This is a genomic window from Prauserella salsuginis (assembly GCF_024648885.1).
Taxonomy (GTDB): Bacteria; Actinomycetota; Actinomycetes; order Mycobacteriales; family Pseudonocardiaceae; genus Prauserella; species Prauserella salsuginis.
Genome location: NZ_JANBBF010000001.1, coordinates 110,859 through 125,906, shown reverse-complemented (window position 1 = coordinate 125,906; position 15,048 = coordinate 110,859). Strand labels below are relative to the sequence as shown.

At 71.3% G+C, this 15,048-nt stretch carries 13 protein-coding genes; 5 read left to right on the top strand and 8 right to left on the bottom strand.

Features of this window, described 5'->3' with window-relative positions:
* Positions 1 to 43: 43 nt before the first annotated feature.
* Complete coding sequence (locus LY40_RS00525) at positions 44 to 1,501, top strand: cytochrome P450 (protein ID WP_258935578.1); 1,458 nt, start codon at positions 44 to 46, stop codon at positions 1,499 to 1,501.
* Between the two features lie 21 nt (positions 1,502 to 1,522).
* Here the strand turns inward: LY40_RS00525 and LY40_RS00520 are convergent, their stop codons facing one another.
* The 4 genes from LY40_RS00520 to LY40_RS00505 all read right to left on the bottom strand — a co-directional run bounded on the left by LY40_RS00520 (position 1,523) and on the right by LY40_RS00505 (position 6,473).
* Entirely contained in the window at positions 1,523 to 2,893 is a 1,371-nt protein-coding gene (locus tag LY40_RS00520) for an FAD-binding oxidoreductase (RefSeq protein WP_183783472.1), read from the bottom strand.
* Between the two features lie 124 nt (positions 2,894 to 3,017).
* Complete coding sequence (locus LY40_RS00515) at positions 3,018 to 4,364, bottom strand: hypothetical protein (RefSeq protein WP_258935577.1); 1,347 nt, start codon at positions 4,362 to 4,364, stop codon at positions 3,018 to 3,020.
* Between the two features lie 26 nt (positions 4,365 to 4,390).
* Positions 4,391 to 5,572 carry an MFS transporter gene (locus LY40_RS00510; RefSeq protein ID WP_258935576.1) on the bottom strand — a complete coding sequence of 394 codons (1,182 nt, stop codon included), beginning with the start codon at positions 5,570 to 5,572 and terminating at the stop codon, positions 4,391 to 4,393.
* Positions 5,573 to 5,756: 184 nt separating this feature from the next.
* The gene (locus tag LY40_RS00505) at positions 5,757 to 6,473 is read right to left on the bottom strand and encodes an SDR family NAD(P)-dependent oxidoreductase (protein ID WP_258935575.1); all 717 of its coding nucleotides are present in this window, start codon (positions 6,471 to 6,473) and stop codon (positions 5,757 to 5,759) included.
* 59 nt (positions 6,474 to 6,532) lie between these two features.
* Here LY40_RS00505 and LY40_RS00500 point away from each other — a divergent pair, with 59 nt between their 5' ends.
* Positions 6,533 to 7,069: a MarR family winged helix-turn-helix transcriptional regulator gene (locus tag LY40_RS00500; protein WP_221212737.1), complete on the top strand. Its 537-nt coding sequence runs from the start codon at positions 6,533 to 6,535 to the stop codon at positions 7,067 to 7,069.
* 42 nt (positions 7,070 to 7,111) lie between these two features.
* On the opposite strand, the gene LY40_RS00495 is transcribed toward LY40_RS00500, so the two are convergent.
* The 3 genes from LY40_RS00495 to LY40_RS00485 form a co-directional block, all read right to left on the bottom strand.
* Complete coding sequence (locus tag LY40_RS00495) at positions 7,112 to 7,522, bottom strand: CoA-binding protein (protein ID WP_183783464.1); 411 nt, start codon at positions 7,520 to 7,522, stop codon at positions 7,112 to 7,114.
* A 267-nt stretch (positions 7,523 to 7,789) separates the two neighbouring features.
* Positions 7,790 to 9,433, bottom strand: coding sequence for a thiamine pyrophosphate-binding protein (locus tag LY40_RS00490; protein WP_258935574.1), 1,644 nt, complete (start codon positions 9,431 to 9,433; stop codon positions 7,790 to 7,792).
* 22 nt (positions 9,434 to 9,455) lie between these two features.
* Entirely contained in the window at positions 9,456 to 10,445 is a 990-nt protein-coding gene (locus LY40_RS00485) for a glutathione S-transferase family protein (RefSeq protein WP_258935573.1), read from the bottom strand.
* Between the two features lie 221 nt (positions 10,446 to 10,666).
* Between LY40_RS00485 and LY40_RS00480 the strand changes: the two genes are divergently transcribed.
* Positions 10,667 to 12,037, top strand: coding sequence for a WS/DGAT/MGAT family O-acyltransferase (locus LY40_RS00480; RefSeq protein WP_183783461.1), 1,371 nt, complete (start codon positions 10,667 to 10,669; stop codon positions 12,035 to 12,037).
* Positions 12,038 to 12,162: 125 nt separating this feature from the next.
* Here LY40_RS00480 and LY40_RS00475 read toward each other — a convergent pair whose 3' ends face one another.
* Positions 12,163 to 13,137, bottom strand: a complete 975-nt coding sequence (locus LY40_RS00475) for an aldo/keto reductase (protein WP_183783460.1) — start codon at positions 13,135 to 13,137, stop codon at positions 12,163 to 12,165.
* Positions 13,138 to 13,272: 135 nt separating this feature from the next.
* On the opposite strand from LY40_RS00475, the gene LY40_RS00470 reads away from it, so the two are divergent.
* Entirely contained in the window at positions 13,273 to 13,788 is a 516-nt protein-coding gene (locus LY40_RS00470; RefSeq protein WP_258935572.1) for a helix-turn-helix domain-containing protein, read from the top strand.
* Positions 13,785 to 15,032 carry an MFS transporter gene (locus LY40_RS00465; RefSeq protein ID WP_258935571.1) on the top strand — a complete coding sequence of 416 codons (1,248 nt, stop codon included), beginning with the start codon at positions 13,785 to 13,787 and terminating at the stop codon, positions 15,030 to 15,032. The genes LY40_RS00470 and LY40_RS00465 overlap by 4 nt, the downstream gene beginning before the upstream one ends.
* The last annotated feature ends 16 nt before the right edge of the window (positions 15,033 to 15,048 follow it).

Sequence of the window (15,048 nt, the reverse complement as noted above, 5' to 3'; positions counted from 1 at the left end):
GGGAGCGGCGTCCACGGAATCCCCTCTTCGAAGGGACGTTCACATGGTTTCACTGCTGGAACGTACGAACCGGGCGGCACGCGAGCGGCTGTCGTCCGTGCTCGCCGCACCCGCGCCGAAGGCGATCGACGACGCCTGGCTGCGCGCGACGCACGGCCGGGTCACCACGCTCGCTCCACCTCCTGCCGGTAGCGACCTCAAGCCGGTCCCCGGCGACCACGGTCCACCGCTCGTCGGGCACACGCTGAGCTACATCCGGTTCGGCAACGAGTTCCTGCGCGACCGCTACGACCGCTTCGGCCCGGTGTCGTGGATGGGCTCGGTCGGGCCCGCCGTGGTGACCGTCGGCGGACCGGACGCCACCCAACAGGTGCTCGTCAACAAGGACAAGGCCTTCTCGCAGGAAGGCTGGACCCAATTGATCGACGAGTTCTTCCACCGCGGACTGATGCTCCTCGACTTCGACGAGCACCGCATGCACCGGCGGATCATGCAGTCCGCGTTCACCCGCGACCGGTTGACCGGCTACGTCGACCAGATGGGCCCCTCGGTACGCGCCAATGTTCCACAGTGGACCGCTGACCGCCCGGTGCGCATCTACTGGCTGCTCAAGCAACTCACGCTCGACGTCGCGACGCAGGTGTTCATGGGCGGCCGTGGCGGCGACGAGAACCTCGACGAGATCAACCGCGCCTTCGTCGCCGCCGTGCGCGCGGCGACGTCGATCGTGCGATACCCGCTGCCCGGCACCCGGTTCCGCGCCGGTGTGGAAGGTCGCAGAACGCTCGAACGCTACTTCCGCAGGCACCTGCCCGCAGCACGCCAGTCCGACGGATCGGACCTGTTCGCCGGACTGTGCCAGGCCGCGACCGACGACGGCGAACGCTTCAGCGACGACGACGTCGTCAACCACATGATCTTCCTGATGATGGCCGCGCACGACACCTCGACGATCACCACCAGCGCCGCGGCGCACTATCTCGGCAAGCACCCGAAGTGGCAGCAGCGTGCCCGCGAGGAGTCCCTCGCGCTCGGCGACGACGTCCCCGACATCCACGCGCTGGAAAGCCTCACCACGCTGGATCTGATCATCAAGGAGTCGCTGCGGCTCGTGGCGCCGGTGCCCACACTGATGCGGATGACCGTGAAACCGACGGAGATCGCGGGGCACCACATCCCCGCCGAGACGGCCGTCGTCGCGGCGCCGGGCGTGAACCACTTCGACCCCGGCATCTGGACCGACCCCGACCGCTTCGACCCCGACCGCTTCTCCGAATCCCGCCGCGAGGACTCCGGGCACCGGTTCGCGTGGATCCCGTTCGGCGGCGGTGTGCACAAGTGCATCGGGCTGCACTTCGGCACGCTCGAGGTGAAGGCGATCCTCCACGAGATGCTGCGCACCTACACCTGGACCGTGCCGGACGGGGTGCATCCGCGCTGGGACAACACGTCGCTCCCGGTGCCCGCCGACGGGCTGCCGATGCGACTGCACCGCCGCTGACGGCCGTCGCCGGAGGCCGCGTCAGTCCGGGATGACCTTGCCCGGGTTGAGAATCCCGTGCGGATCGAGCGCCGCCTTCACCGCCCGGTGCATGGCGACGACCTCACCGTCCAGTTCCGAGCCGAGACCGTCCTTCTTGAGCAGTCCCACGCCGTGCTCACCGGTGACGGTGCCGCCGAGTTCGAGGGCGTCGCGGATGATGTCGTGGAACGCCTCCTGCGCTCGCTCGCGGGCTGCGTCATCGCCGGGCGGGGTGCTCAGCAGCGGGTGCAGGTTGCCGTCGCCTGCGTGCGCGATGTTGGCGATGCGGGTGTCGTGCCGCTGCGCGGCCGCCTCGATGCGGGCCAACATCTCGGGCACGGCCGCCTTCGGGACGCACACGTCCTCGGTGAGCAGCGGGCCGAGCCGCTCCAACGCCGGGTACGCGAGGCGGCGCGCGGCGAACAGCGCGTCGGCCTCCTCCTGGTCCGTCGACCGCGCAGCCCACGTCGCACCGCCCTGTTCGAAGCAGGCCAGCATGCGGTCCGCCTCCTGCTCCCCCGCGGCCCCCGGCGCGTCGGTCCGGCCGAGCAGCACGACGTCCGCCTCGACCGACAGGCCCATGTTCTTCCACGCGTCGACGGCCGCGAGGCAGTGCCGGTCGACCAGTTCCAGCGCGGACGGTGTGATGCCCGCGTCGGCGACCGCGGCGACGGCCCGTCCCGCATCGACGATCGAGGAGAAGTACCCGGCCACCGTGTGCTCGGGATCGCGCAGCGGCCGCAACTTCACCGTCACCTCGGTGACGACGCCGAGCGTGCCCTCCGAGCCGACCATCAGCCCGGCGAGGTCGTACCCGGCCACGCCCTTCGCGGTGCGCCTGCCCAGTCGGACCAGCTCGCCGGTGCCGGTGACGACCTGCAAGCCGAGCACGTAGTCCCGGGTCACGCCGTACTTGACGCAGCACAGCCCGCCCGCGTTGGTCGCGACGTTGCCGCCGATCGTCGACCACGGCGCGCTGGCCGGGTCCGGCGGATACCAGAGGCCGCGTTCGGCGCACGCCGCGCGCAGGTCGTCGTTGACGACGCCCGGTTCGACGACCGCCAGGCGCTCGGACTCGTCGATCTCCCGCACGGCGGTCATCAGCTCGGTGGACAGCAGCACACACCCGTCGACGGCATTCGCCCCGCCGGACAGGCCCGTGCCCGCACCACGCGTGACCAACGGCGTTCCGTGTGCGAGGCACGCACGAACCACGGTCTGGACCTCTTCGGCAGAACGCGGCCGGACGACCACCTCCGGCTTGCCGCGTGGCGCCCATTCGGCCTCGTCGTGGACGTATCCGGCGACGACGTCGGGGTCGTCCACGAGCCGGTCGGCGGGCAGGTCACGGCGCAGGTCCTCGAGCAGCATGATCCCCACGATAGTGCGAAACCCGCCGCCTGGGGCCGGTCCGTGACATCGGAGTCATCACTGCCACGGGTCCGGCAGCGACATCGCCGACGGTGACGCCGGGCCGCGGCCCCTGGTCACGAGGTCACCAGCCGCTCAGTCGCACGGACACCTCGCCCGCCTCGTCGATCCGCACCTTGGCTGACACGAAGAAGCTCACCGGCATGTCGGTGCCGTCGGACAGCCGGGCGTCCACCAGGCCGTCGCTCTCGGTGTGCAGCCACAACTGCGGCGGCCCACCGCCACCCGACTGCGCGAGTCCCAGCGACCTCACCTCGGGGAAACGGTCGATGGTGGCGCCGGTCATCTCGCTGTAGCCCGCGATGCCGTGCGGACACCGCGGCAGCGGATCGGGCACTGCCTCGGCACACGCCGTGAGCTCCCGTTCCATCTCCGCGGAGACCGCGTTCAACAGTTCTGGGGTCTCGTCGTAGCCGATCCTGGCCAGCCCGTGGGGCGGCGTGTGGTCCGCCGGTTCCCAGAACTGGTCGCCGTCCCACGACCGCTGCACGGCGACCAGCGTCTCCGGCTCGGACGTGAAGTACCGCGATGCGACGCCGCGCACGGTGTACACGCCCGGGTACAGCAGGACGTAGGTGCGGTTGACGGGATCGGCGCCGGGAGCGTTGGCCGGCGCGTGCGCCCCGCCGATCGTGGCTCCCGCCATGCCGGCGACGCCGTCGACCCGGTGCAGCGACGTCTCGAGGTACGCGGGGACGACGAGCGGGTCGATCACCGTCCAGTGTTCCCACACCCCGAGCGTCGATTCGGCCAGCCGTGCGCGCAGTGTGGCCTCACCACGGCGCTCCTCGGCGCCGTCGATGACATAGCTGACGTGAACCTCGGCGATCGCGTCGTCCGGGCTGAACCCCATCGAGCCGGCCGGCTCCCCGTTGATCTCTTCGACCTCGATCTCCTCGACGTTCAGCCGGTCCGCGGAGCCCAGCACGGCATCGGTCAGCAGGGACCTGTCGAGCTCACGGCCGGGGAAGGTCGCCGGGTCCACCATGCGGTTCGCCGCTGCGGCGTCCCCACGCGCGATCGTCTCGACGTAGTCACGCACCGCGTCGGCCGGTGCCGACGAGTTGTGCATCGCCACGACGACGAATCCGGCGACGGCCGCGGTGACCACACCTGCCCCGCCCAGTACTGCGGCCTTGTGCCACCGCTTCGACCGTTTCCACCAGCCGCGCCGATGAGCTGCGACGGATTCGCCGCCTGCTGCTGCCACGGCCGATTCGCCCGGATCGTTGTCCCGATCCGCGGCTGTGTCGCGCTCCGCTGCCGCGCTGTCCCGCTCGGCTACGGCGTCGTCGTCAGGCTCCGCGGCGTGCCGGTCCGCAGCGTTCAGGTTCGCAGCGTTCAGGTCCGCAGCCGTGGTGTCCCGCTCGTCCCCCACCCCGCCCGGACCTCCGCTGCGTCGCTCACTCATCGCCGCGTCCCTTCACCCCTGCTGTGTCATCGGACGGCCCGGAACCGGCCGGGGTTCCGCGAGCGCAGCCCGGGTGTCACGGCGAGTGCGATCACCGCGGTGAGCACCAGCGCCGCGGTCAGGCCCGCAGCCGCCCACGCGGCGAACACCAGCAGACCGGCCAGCTCGGTGCCGACACCGGCGATCGAGGTGACGGTCGCCCGCGCTCCGCTCGTGATGCACTCCTGCAGCCGCGCCTCCGCGACGACGAGCACCCCGCGATACAGCGCGTAGAACACCGCGACGAGCGCCAGGCCCGCAGGCTGTGCCCACAGACCCGCGACGGCGAACAGGCCGATTCCCGCCGACAGCAACGGAGTCGCCCAGGTGTCGCGGATGCGCGCCGCGAGCAGCGCGCCCGCGGCTCCGGCCAGCGCGATACCGAGAACGGCGAGCGGCACCCACTGGACCGGGACGCGCCAGTCCTCCGCGAGCAGGCCGAAGTATTCCTCGATGTTGTCGAACGACGTCAGCAGCGCCACGACCAGCAGCGCCGCCGGCACACCGGGAGTACGCGCCGCGGCGACGACCCCGGCCCGCAACGTGGCGAGGTATCCGGGCCCGGCCGGTTCACCGGCCTCGCCGGTGGCCTCGGCGTCGTCGGCGTCGTCGGCGTCGTCGGCGTCGTCGGCAGGCACCGGCCCGTCGTCGTGACGGGCCGGTTCGGGCAGCCGCGCGGCCACGACGGCGGCGCCGAGGCAGGTGGCGGCACTGACCCAGCCGACCAGTTCGAAACCACCGATAGGCAGCAGCACGGTGGCGCCGACGGCGGCGGGCACCTGGGCAAACAGTTCACACGCGTCGAGCCGGCCGTAGACGCGGCGGAACCGTTCCGGTGCGCCCAGTTCGACGAGGCTGTCGTACAGCCACGCCTCGACCGCACCGGAAACGAGCGTGCCGCCGATGCCCCACAGCACGAAACCGGCCGCGAACGCGGCGAATCCGGGAAACGCCGTCCACAGCACGTAGGCCAGCGCCTGGACGGCACCGCCGGCGGCCATCGAACCGGTGCGGGAGAAACGGTCGGCGAGCGCGCCGGTCGGCACTTCGGCGACGACCCCGGTCAGCGACCAGACCGCCAGCAGCGCGGAGATCTGCGCGTGGGACAACCCGTGCGCACTGAACAGCAACGCGTACAGCGGGTACAGCGGCACCGCGTCCGCGAGCACCGCCCAGGCGCAGGCGCGCCGGGTCAGGCGTGCGGCGGGGTCGCCGTGCTGTTTCTTCGGGCGTCGGTGGTTCGTCGGACGTCGCTGTTTCTTCGGGCGTCGGTGGTTCGTCGGGCGTCACGGTGGAGACATGCCTCGCACGATACCGCCGGCGGACCCGCGCCGACAGGCTTTTCCACGGCGGCTATCGCGTCGGGTGGGCACCGCCGTCGACGTGGAGGTTCTGCCCGGTGAGGTGCTGTGCTCGCGAGGAGAGCAGGAACTCGGTGAGGCCCACGACGTCGTCGGGGACTCCGGTCCTGCCGAGCGTGGTGGCCGCGCGCAGTTCCTCCTCGCGCTCGGGTGTCATGGTGCCGGCGAAGAACTCGGTGTCGGCGATGTAGCCCGGTGAGATGCAGTTGACCCGGATGCCGCGTGGTCCCAGTGCGGCGGCCAGCCCGAGTGCGTAGGAGGAGACCGCGGCCTTGGCCGGGCCGTAGAAGCCCACTCCGTGCTCCGCGGCGATCGAGCCGAAGAGCACGATCGCCGCCCCGGCAGCCAGGTGTCCCGACAGTGCGGAGACGGCCAGGGCGGCCGAGGTGAGGTTGCTGTCGAGGGTGTCGCGCAGCAGGTCGGCCTCGGCATCCAACGTGGCCGCCTCCGGGGTGCCGATGGCCGGGTTTCCGCCCGCGCAGTGGACGAGGCCGTCGACGCGGCCGGCCACCTGCGCGGCGAGCGTCCGCGCGCCGTCCGGCGTCGCGAGGTCGCAGCTGACGGCCGTCACCGCACCACCGGTGCGGGCGACGACGTCGTCGAGCGGCGCGCGCCGGCGTCCGGCGACGAGGACCGCCTCGCCGCGGTGGTGCAGTGACAGCGCGACGGCCCGGCCGATTCCGGTTCCGCCTCCGGTGACGACGTACACGAGGTCTCCTTTAGGTCTAAACGTTTGGATGATTAAGACCTTAATGTAGACTCGTGACCGTGAGCAAACCGGATCGAGCAGCGCAGATCATGGCCGCGTGGAGCAGGGAGCGGCCCGACCTGGACCCGTCGTCGATCGCCATCGTGACCCGCATCTGGCACCTGGCCCACGCATTCGGCATCGAACGGCGGCAACTGCTGAGCAGGCAGGGCATCGACCCGGCGCTGATGGACCTGCTCGGCACGCTGCGCCGCAGCGGCGCGCCGTACGCACTGACCACGCGGCAGCTCGCCGAGTTCGACGGAGTGACGCCCGCCGCGATCTCACAGCGACTGACCAGGGCAGAACGTCAGGGCTGGGTCTCCAGGGAACCCGGTGAGGACCGCAGCGTCGTCGTGCGCCTCACCGACTCGGGGCGCCGGATCGTGGACGAGACGGCCGGTGCGATCTTCGCCCACGAGGACCGCCTGCTGGCCGTCCTCGACGAGTCCGAACGCGACACCCTCGCCGGACTGCTCCACACGTTGTGCCTCGAACACACCGGGGACCTGCCGGTCGACCACGTCGGCAGCGGCAAGCCTGCGCCCCAGGAGTGACGGGCACCGCGTGACCGCGGGGATCGCCGGCGTTAGCCGGGGCTACCGGGTGATGCCGGCGACCGCGCGGACCACGGCGATGCACTGGTCCTCGACGTAGTCCATACCGGCCTCGGCGGCGGTGGCGCGCGCCTCGGCCGAGACGATGCCCTGCTGCAGCCACAGCGCCTTCGCGCCGATCGCGGCGGCCTGCTTGGCGACCCCGGCCGCCTCGGCCGACGGGCGGAACACGTCGACGATGTCCACCGGCTCCGGGACGTCGGCCAGGGTGCGATACACCCGTTCCCCCAGCAGCACGTCGGCCGACGGATGGACGGGGATCACGCGGAACCCGGCGGACTGCATCGCCGCGGGCACCGAATGCGCGGACTTCGCAGGATCCCGGCTCAGGCCCACCACGGCGATCGTCGTGGCCTCGGAAAGCACTCGCTCTGCGTCGGCGGAATCGCTCATGCGGCCCAGCCTACGTGCCGAGCGGCCGCCGCGGCCCGGCCTCGCCGCCGGTCTCGCCGCCTGAGTGAAGCACCGATGCCACCGGTACTGCGATCCCGGGAGACCACGACCCCGCGAGCCCACGAACTGCGACCCGCGAACCTGCGAGGACCCACGAACCTGGGATCCACGAGACCGCGACCCCGGGAAAGCGCGCCCCCGGGAGGGCGCGACCTGTGCTGCCGACCAGGGACGCCCGTGATCTCGGTACCGCCACGGCTGCGCGGGTCAGCGCCGGTACCAGCGGGGCGAGGTGTTCAGCGGCGGCGTCAGCTCGGCGGCCACGACGAGCAGGTTCGGCTCCTCCGAGCGCGTGAACTCCCGCAGCCGCCTGCGGAACGCGCGGCCGAACCCGTCGACCCGGTCGGCGTCGACACCGAACGACTTCGCCAGCCCGACGAAATCCGGCGTCACGAGATCGACACCCTCGTGCGGCAGGCCGCCGCGAGTCTGGTCGTAGCGGAGCATGCCGTACCCGCTGTCGTCGACCACGACCACGGTGATGGGCAGCTTCTCCTGGATCGCGGTGGCCAGTTCGCCGACGCCGTACAGGAATCCCCCGTCGCCGGTCACACACACCGCCCGGCCGCCGCCCGCGGCCGCGACGCCGAGCGACGCGGGGAAGCCGAATCCGAGCGTGCCCCAGCCCATCGGGTAGGCCAGTTTGCGCGGAGCCGGCACCCGGTAGAAGCCGCCGATCCAGTAGCCGGCGACGCACATGTCCGAGACGAGCACCGCGTCGTCCGGCACCGTCTCGGCCAGCGCCGTCAGCAGCTCCGCGGCCTGCGGTTCCTCCCTGCGGATACGCCTGCGCACGCGCGTTTCGATGTCGTCGAGCCTGCGCGAGAGCTCGGTCAGGCCCGCCCGCCGCGGCATGCCGAGCGCCAGGTTCTCGGTGACCTCGCGGGCGTCGCCGGTCAGCTGCAGGTCGGGCGGGTAGTTCTTGGCGGCGTCGGCGGTGTCGACGTTGATCGTGATCAGCGTCGGTGGCTTCGGCATCCGCCAGTTCTGCGTCATCATGCCGTCGAAGTCGGTGCCGACGGCGAGCACGACGTCCGCCTCGTCCCACAACGCGCCGACCTCGGGCGTGTGCACCGGATTCGAGGCCCGGCACGGGTGGTCCGGCGGCACGATGCCCCGCGCGGCGTAGGTGGTGATGATCGGTGCGGCCAGGCATTCGGCCAGTTCCCCGAGCGCCTCACCCGCACCCGCGCGGAGCGCACCACCGCCTGCCCAGATCACGGGCCGCCGCGCCGTACTCAACACTTCACGCGCCTGCAGCAGGTCGGCCACGTCGACGCGGTGGATCACCTCGGTCGACTCGGCCGGCAGCGGATCTGCGGCCTCGGCCGTGAGGAAGTCCGCGGGAATGCCGACGTACACCGGGCCGCTCTGGGGCCGCCGCGCGATCCGGCCCGCCCTGCGGACCACGCGCGCGATGTCGTCCGGCGAATCGGCGGTCAGCGTCGCCTTCGTCACCGGGGCGAACATCGCCGCCTGGTCGGACGTCTCGTGCAGCGACCCGCGCACCACACCCGGAGTGCGCAGAGTGGAGGGCACGTCCGTGGCGATGACGATCACCGGGGACGCCGACGCGTGCGCCTCGCCCACGGCTGCGAGGGTGTTCGCGGCTCCGGGACCGGTCGTCACGACCGCAACGCCGAGCCGGCCGGTGGCGCGGGCGTAACCGTCGGCGGCGAACGCGGCCGACTGCTCGTGGCGCACGCCGATCAGCCGGATCCCCTGCTGCGGCAGCGCGTTCCACGCCGGCAGGTTGTGCACGCCGGGCAGTCCGAACGCCCGATCGACCTCGAGCTCGCGCAGTGCGTCCGCGAGCCGCCTGCCTCCCGTGCATCCTCCGGTCGCTGCCACGCCGAGAGGATACGAGGAGACCTCACGACCCCGAGGTGATGGCCTCCTCAGGGGGCGGCGGTGGCGGAGGCGTACCGTTGCCGAACGGCCGTCCGCCCAGTTCGTCCCTGCCGTGCGCGGTGGTCCAGCCCGACAGGTCCGGACCCTTCGGCACGACGCCCGTCGGATTCACCTGCTCGTGCACCTCGTAGTAGTGCCGTTTGATGTGGTCGAAGTCGACGGTGTCGCCGAAACCGGGCGTCTGGAACAGGTCGCGCGCGTAAGCCCACAGCACCGGCAGTTCGGTGAGCTTGTGGCGGTTGCACTTGAAGTGGCCGTGGTAGACGGCGTCGAAGCGCACCAGCGTGGTGAACAGGCGGATGTCGGCCTCGGTGATCGTGTCCCCGACGAGGTACCGCTGCCGCGACAGCCGGTCGGACAAGACGTCCAGTCGAGTGAACAGCCGGTCGTAGGCGGCCTGCTTGGTGGCGAAGCCGGCCTCGTAGACGGCCGCGTTGACGTCCCGGTGCACGTCGGCGTTGACGGCGTCGATCTCGTCACGCAGCGCCTCCGGATACAGCTCGGGCGCACCGTCACGTTGCAGCGCCGTCCACTCCGTGTCGAGGTCGAGCGTGATCCGCGGGTAGTCGTTGGTGACGAGCTTCCCGCTCGGCACGTCGACGATCGCGGGCACGCTGATACCGCCGTCGTAGGACGGATCGGCCGTTTCGTAGGCCTCGTACAGGAACCCGATCCCGAGCACCGGGTCGACACCGCCCGGATCGAGCGTGAACCGCCAGCTGCGCGAATCCTGGATCGGGTCGGCGACCGCCAGCGACAGGACGCCCTCCAGGCCCAGCAGCCTGCGGACGACCAGCGCCCGGCTCGCCCACGGACACGCGCGGCTGACGACCAATCGGTAGCGGCCTGCCTCGACAGGCCAGCCGTCGCGGCCGTCGGCGGTGATACGGGCGGTGAAAGCGTTGGGCGCGCGGTGGAACTCCCCGGTCTCCGGGTCCGTCGGGATGGTCATGCCGCCGACGCTAGTGCGTACCCGCCTGCCACCGCACGCTCCGACAGTGCCGACTCCGGCGAACGCGTGCCGAATCAGTTCCGGCACACCGGTGTGCGGCACCCGGTGGAAATTCCCGATCGCCGGGCCCGTCGGGATGGCCATGTCACCGACCCCGGTGCGTACACTCCTGCCACCGCACGCTCGTGGCGGCGGTCCCCGACCCGTGGGAGGTGGCGCCGATGTCGCTGATGCCAGTGACCGACTCGATGTTCTTGGCGATCGAGACCCGCGAACACCCGATGCACGTGGGCGGACTGCAGCTGTTCACGCCGCCCGACGACGCCGGACCCGAGTACCTGCGCGAGATCCGGGAAACGCTGCTGCAGCGCACGACCGTCCGCGAGACCTTCCAGCGGCGGCTGCGCAGACCGGTCAACACCGCGGGATATCTGGCATGGCAGCGGGACCCTCAGCTCGACCTCGACTACCACTTCCGGCATTCGGCACTGCCCGGTCCAGGCCGCATCCGTGAACTGCTCGAACTGACGTCCCGCTGGCACAGCACGCTGCTCGACCGGCACCGGCCGCTGTGGGAGGTGCACCTCGTCGAAGGGCTCGCCGACGGCCGGTTCGCCGTGTACAGCAAGATCCACCACGCGATGATGGACGGCGTGTCCGCGTTGCGGCAGGCGACCGGCGTGCTGTCGGACGACCCGGACGACCGCTCGTGCCCGCCGCCGTGGGGCAAACGCGACACCCGGCAACGCGCTCCGCGCAGCGCGCCGGACCCGATGGACGTGCTGCGCACCGCAGCGGGAACCGCGCGGCAACTCGCCGGCGCCCCCGGCGCGGCGCTGTCGATCGCTCGCGAGGCGTTCCGCGAGCGCACCCTCACGCTGCCGCTCGAAGCTCCGCGGACGATGTTCAACGTGCCGATCGGCGGCGCCCGGCGGTTCGCCGCCCAGTCGTGGCCGTTGGAACGGATCAGGATGGTCGCCTCGGCCGCCGGGGTGAGCCGTAACGACGTCGTACTCGCCATGTGCGGCGGTGCGCTCCGCGAGTACCTGATCGAACGGCATGCACTGCCGACCGCGCCGCTCACGGCGATGGTGCCGGTGTCGATGCGGTCGGCGCGCGAGACCGGCGAATCCTCCGGCAATCAGATCGGCGCGCTGCTGGCGAACCTGGGCACCGACCTGCAGGATGCCGACGAACGGCTTACGACGGTCGCCCGGTCGACGGCGGAGGCCAAGCGGGTGTTCCGCGAGCTCACCCCGCTGCAGGCACTACTGCTGTCGGCGCTGAACGTCGCTCCCCTCGCAGCGAGCCCCGTGCCGGGAGTCGCGGGGAACACCCGTCCGCCGTTCAACCTGGTGATCTCGAACGTGCCGGGCCCGAGGAAGCAGATGTACTGGAACGGGGCGCATCTCGACGGCATCTACCCGGCGTCGGTGCTGCTGGACGGGCAGGCGCTGAACATCACGCTGACAACGTCGGGAGACAACCTCGACGTCGGCATCACGGGCTGCCGCCGGAGCGTCCCGCACCTGCAGCGGCTGCTGACGCACCTCGACACCGCGTTGACGGACCTGGAGAAGGCGACCCGCTGACGCCAACGCCCGGCCACCCGCGGTAGCTGGACGCCCCGACGCCTCGGCCTGCAAAAGCCCCAAGGGCACTTTGGTTGCATTGAGTGCAACCAAAGTGCCCTTGGGGGCATGCACCGCCGGTGGCGTCAGGCGATGCCTTCGGGGCTGGCACCCGTCACGGGGACGCCCGCCGCGGTGATGCGCTCGATCTCCGCCAGGTCGCCCGCGGTCAGCTCGAGGTCGGCCGCGCCGACGCTGTCGGCAATGTTGCGTGCCCTGCGCGCACCGACGATCGCCACGTGCACGCCCGGCTGCGCGAGCGTCCACGCGATGGCGAGCTGGCTGACGCTCGCGTTCTTGCTGGCCGCGAACTCCTTCAGCTCCTCGACCACAGCCAGGTTCCGCTTGAGGTTCTCGCCCTGGAACGCCGAGGACTGCGACCGCCAGTCCGACGTCTCGAACGTGGCGTCGGCCGTCAGCGCGCCGGTCAGCAGGCCACTGCCGAGTGCGCTGTAGACCAGCACGCCGATGTCGTGAGACCGCGCGTACGGCAGCGGATCGGCCTCGATGTCCCTGCGCAGCAGGTGATACGGCGGCTGCAGCGTCTCGACGGGCCGCGTCCGGTCGAACGCCGCGAGCTGCTCGCTGTCGTAATTGGACACTCCCGCGTGGCGGATCTTGCCCTCGTCGACGAGTTCCTGCAGCGCCGACGCGGTCTCCTCCGCCGGCGTCCGATCGTCGGGCCAGTGCACCTGGTAGAGGTCGATGTGATCGACACCGAGGTGGCGCAGGCTCTGCTCAACGCCGCTGCGCAGGAACTCCCGCGTCGCCTTCCGCGGCCGGTCGCTGCCCGGTTCGATGCCGCCCTTCGTCGCGATGACGACACTGTCGCGGTCGCGGTCAAGGTCCGGCCGCAACGCCTTGCCGAGCAGCTCCTCGGACGCGCCGAAGCCGTACGCCTGTGCCGTGTCGAAGAACGTCACGCCCAGTTCGCGCGCCTGCCGGATGGCCTCGATCGCCGTGTCCGAATCGAACGAACCCCAGTCACCGCCGATCTGCCACGTCCCGAAGCAGATGCGCGAGACGTCGAGGCCACTCCTGCCCAATGTGATCGTCTGCATGCCTCCAGGGGTACCCCGCGTCGACCCTGCCCGCACCGTGAGGTCCTCCACCTCGGCGACGGGAATAGGGTGCGGCGAACGACCCCAAAATAACTGTTTGACAGTCGGCGTGACGCGCGCGGAGACTGCCGCTCCGTGACCGAAGACAGCCTCGACCGCCTGCGCGTACTCGCCCACCCGCTGCGCATGCGGCTGCTCTCACTGCTGACCGGAGCGGCGATGAGCTCGGCCGAAGCCGCCCGCGAGCTGGGTGAGAAACAGGCCAACGTCAGCTACCACCTGCGCCGCCTGCACGCGGCCGGACTCGTGGAGCCCGCAGGGGAAGCAGTGATCCGCGGCGGGCGCGCCAAGCGCTACCGGCACGACCCGGCGAGCGCCGGCCCGTTCCTCGACCGGGAACCCGAGGAGGAACGCATCCTGCTCAGCGCACTCGCCGACGAGCTCACACGCAGGTCCGCGCAGCGGAAGCAGGGGGCCAAGTACTCGACCACGGACGCCGAGGTGTGGGTCGACGAGCGGGTGTGGCAACGTGCCCGCGCGCTGGCGGGCGAGCTCGGCGAGCTGCTGCACGCCGGTGCGAAGCCACCCCGTACCCCCGGCACTCACCGGATCAGCGCCACGGTCGCGCTGTTCCGGCTCGAACAGCGATGACGGCGACGCCGCCGCGCGAGCCCGCGCCGAACCCCGTGGGGCTGACGGCTCCGCTCCGCCTGCCGGACTTCCGCAACCTGTTCGTCGGCCGCACGTTCGACGAGTTCGCCAACGCGCTCGCTCCGGTCGCACTGGCCTTCGCCGTCCTGGATCTCACCGGCTCACCCATCCAGCTCGGCCTCGTGGTCGGGGCACGGTCGCTGGCCAACGTCGCGTTCCTGCTGCTGGCCGGTGTCCTCGCAGACCGGTTCCCACGGGCGGTGATCCTCCAGGGAACCGGCGCCGCGGCGGCGCTGACCCAGGCGGCCATCGCGGCCAGTGTCCTTTGCGGATTCGCCAACGTGCCGTTGCTGGTCGCGCTGAGCGTCGCCAACGGAGCGGTGGCCGCGATCTCGCTGCCCGCGGCGGCGGCACTGACCCCACAAACCGTGCCGTCGTCGCTGCTCACCCAGGCCAACGCGCTCGTCCGTGCCGCGGCCAACGCCGGGCGCATCGGCGGCGCGGCGCTCGGTGGCCTCCTCGTCGCAGTCAGCGGTCCCGGATGGACACTCGGGATGAACGCGGCCCTCTTCGCGCTGTCGGCGGTCGCGTACCACGGCGTGCACGCCCCGGCGGCAGGCGACGGCTCACGCAGTTCCCCACTGCGCGAGCTCGCCGAAGGCTGGCGCGAGTTCACGGCACGCCGCTGGGTGTGGCTCGTCGTGCTGCAGTTCATGGTGGTCAACGCGGTCGTCTCCGGCGGCCTCGTGGTCCTGGGACCGATGATCGCGGACGAAGGCATCGGGCGCAGCGGCTGGGGCCTCGTCCTTGCCGCGCAGACCGCGGGGGCATTCGCGGGCGGATTCCTCGCCGCACGATGGCGACCCAGCCACGCGCTGCGCATCGGTGTCGGGGTGACGCTCGCCGAGGCAGTCCCGCTCGTGTTCCTGGCACACCTGCCCGAACTCGTGCCCCTCATGGCGGTGATGTTCCTTGCGGGCATGGCGGTCGAGCAGTTCACCATCGCCTGGGACGTGTCCCTGCAGGAGAACATCCCGCCCGACCGGCTCGCGCGGGTCTACTCCTACGACATGCTCGGCTCGTTCATCGCATTGCCGGTCGGCGAGATGGCCGCCGGGCCGCTGGCTGCGCAGTTCGGCAGGCCCGCGACGCTCGTCGGTGGGGCGGTGCTGGTGGCTGTCGTCACCCTGGTCACGCTGACCAGCAAGCAGGTGCGCACGCTCGAACGGCTACCGGAGAGCTGATCGCGCGTCACATGCG

Excerpts from the sequence above, each read along its gene's own strand:
- LY40_RS00495 (WP_183783464.1), bottom strand. The coding sequence starts at position 7,522 with ATGAGCGATTCCGCCGACGCAGAGCGAGTGCTTTCCGAGGCCACGACG.
- LY40_RS00475 (WP_183783460.1), bottom strand. The coding sequence starts at position 13,137 with ATGCAGACGATCACATTGGGCAGGAGTGGCCTCGACGTCTCGCGCATC.
- LY40_RS00485 (WP_258935573.1), bottom strand. The coding sequence starts at position 10,445 with ATGACCATCCCGACGGACCCGGAGACCGGGGAGTTCCACCGCGCGCCC.
- LY40_RS00525 (WP_258935578.1), top strand. The coding sequence starts at position 44 with ATGGTTTCACTGCTGGAACGTACGAACCGGGCGGCACGCGAGCGGCTG.
- LY40_RS00520 (WP_183783472.1), bottom strand. The coding sequence starts at position 2,893 with ATGCTGCTCGAGGACCTGCGCCGTGACCTGCCCGCCGACCGGCTCGTG.
- LY40_RS00480 (WP_183783461.1), top strand. The coding sequence starts at position 10,667 with ATGTCGCTGATGCCAGTGACCGACTCGATGTTCTTGGCGATCGAGACC.
- LY40_RS00465 (WP_258935571.1), top strand. The coding sequence starts at position 13,785 with ATGACGGCGACGCCGCCGCGCGAGCCCGCGCCGAACCCCGTGGGGCTG.
- LY40_RS00515 (WP_258935577.1), bottom strand. The coding sequence starts at position 4,364 with ATGAGTGAGCGACGCAGCGGAGGTCCGGGCGGGGTGGGGGACGAGCGG.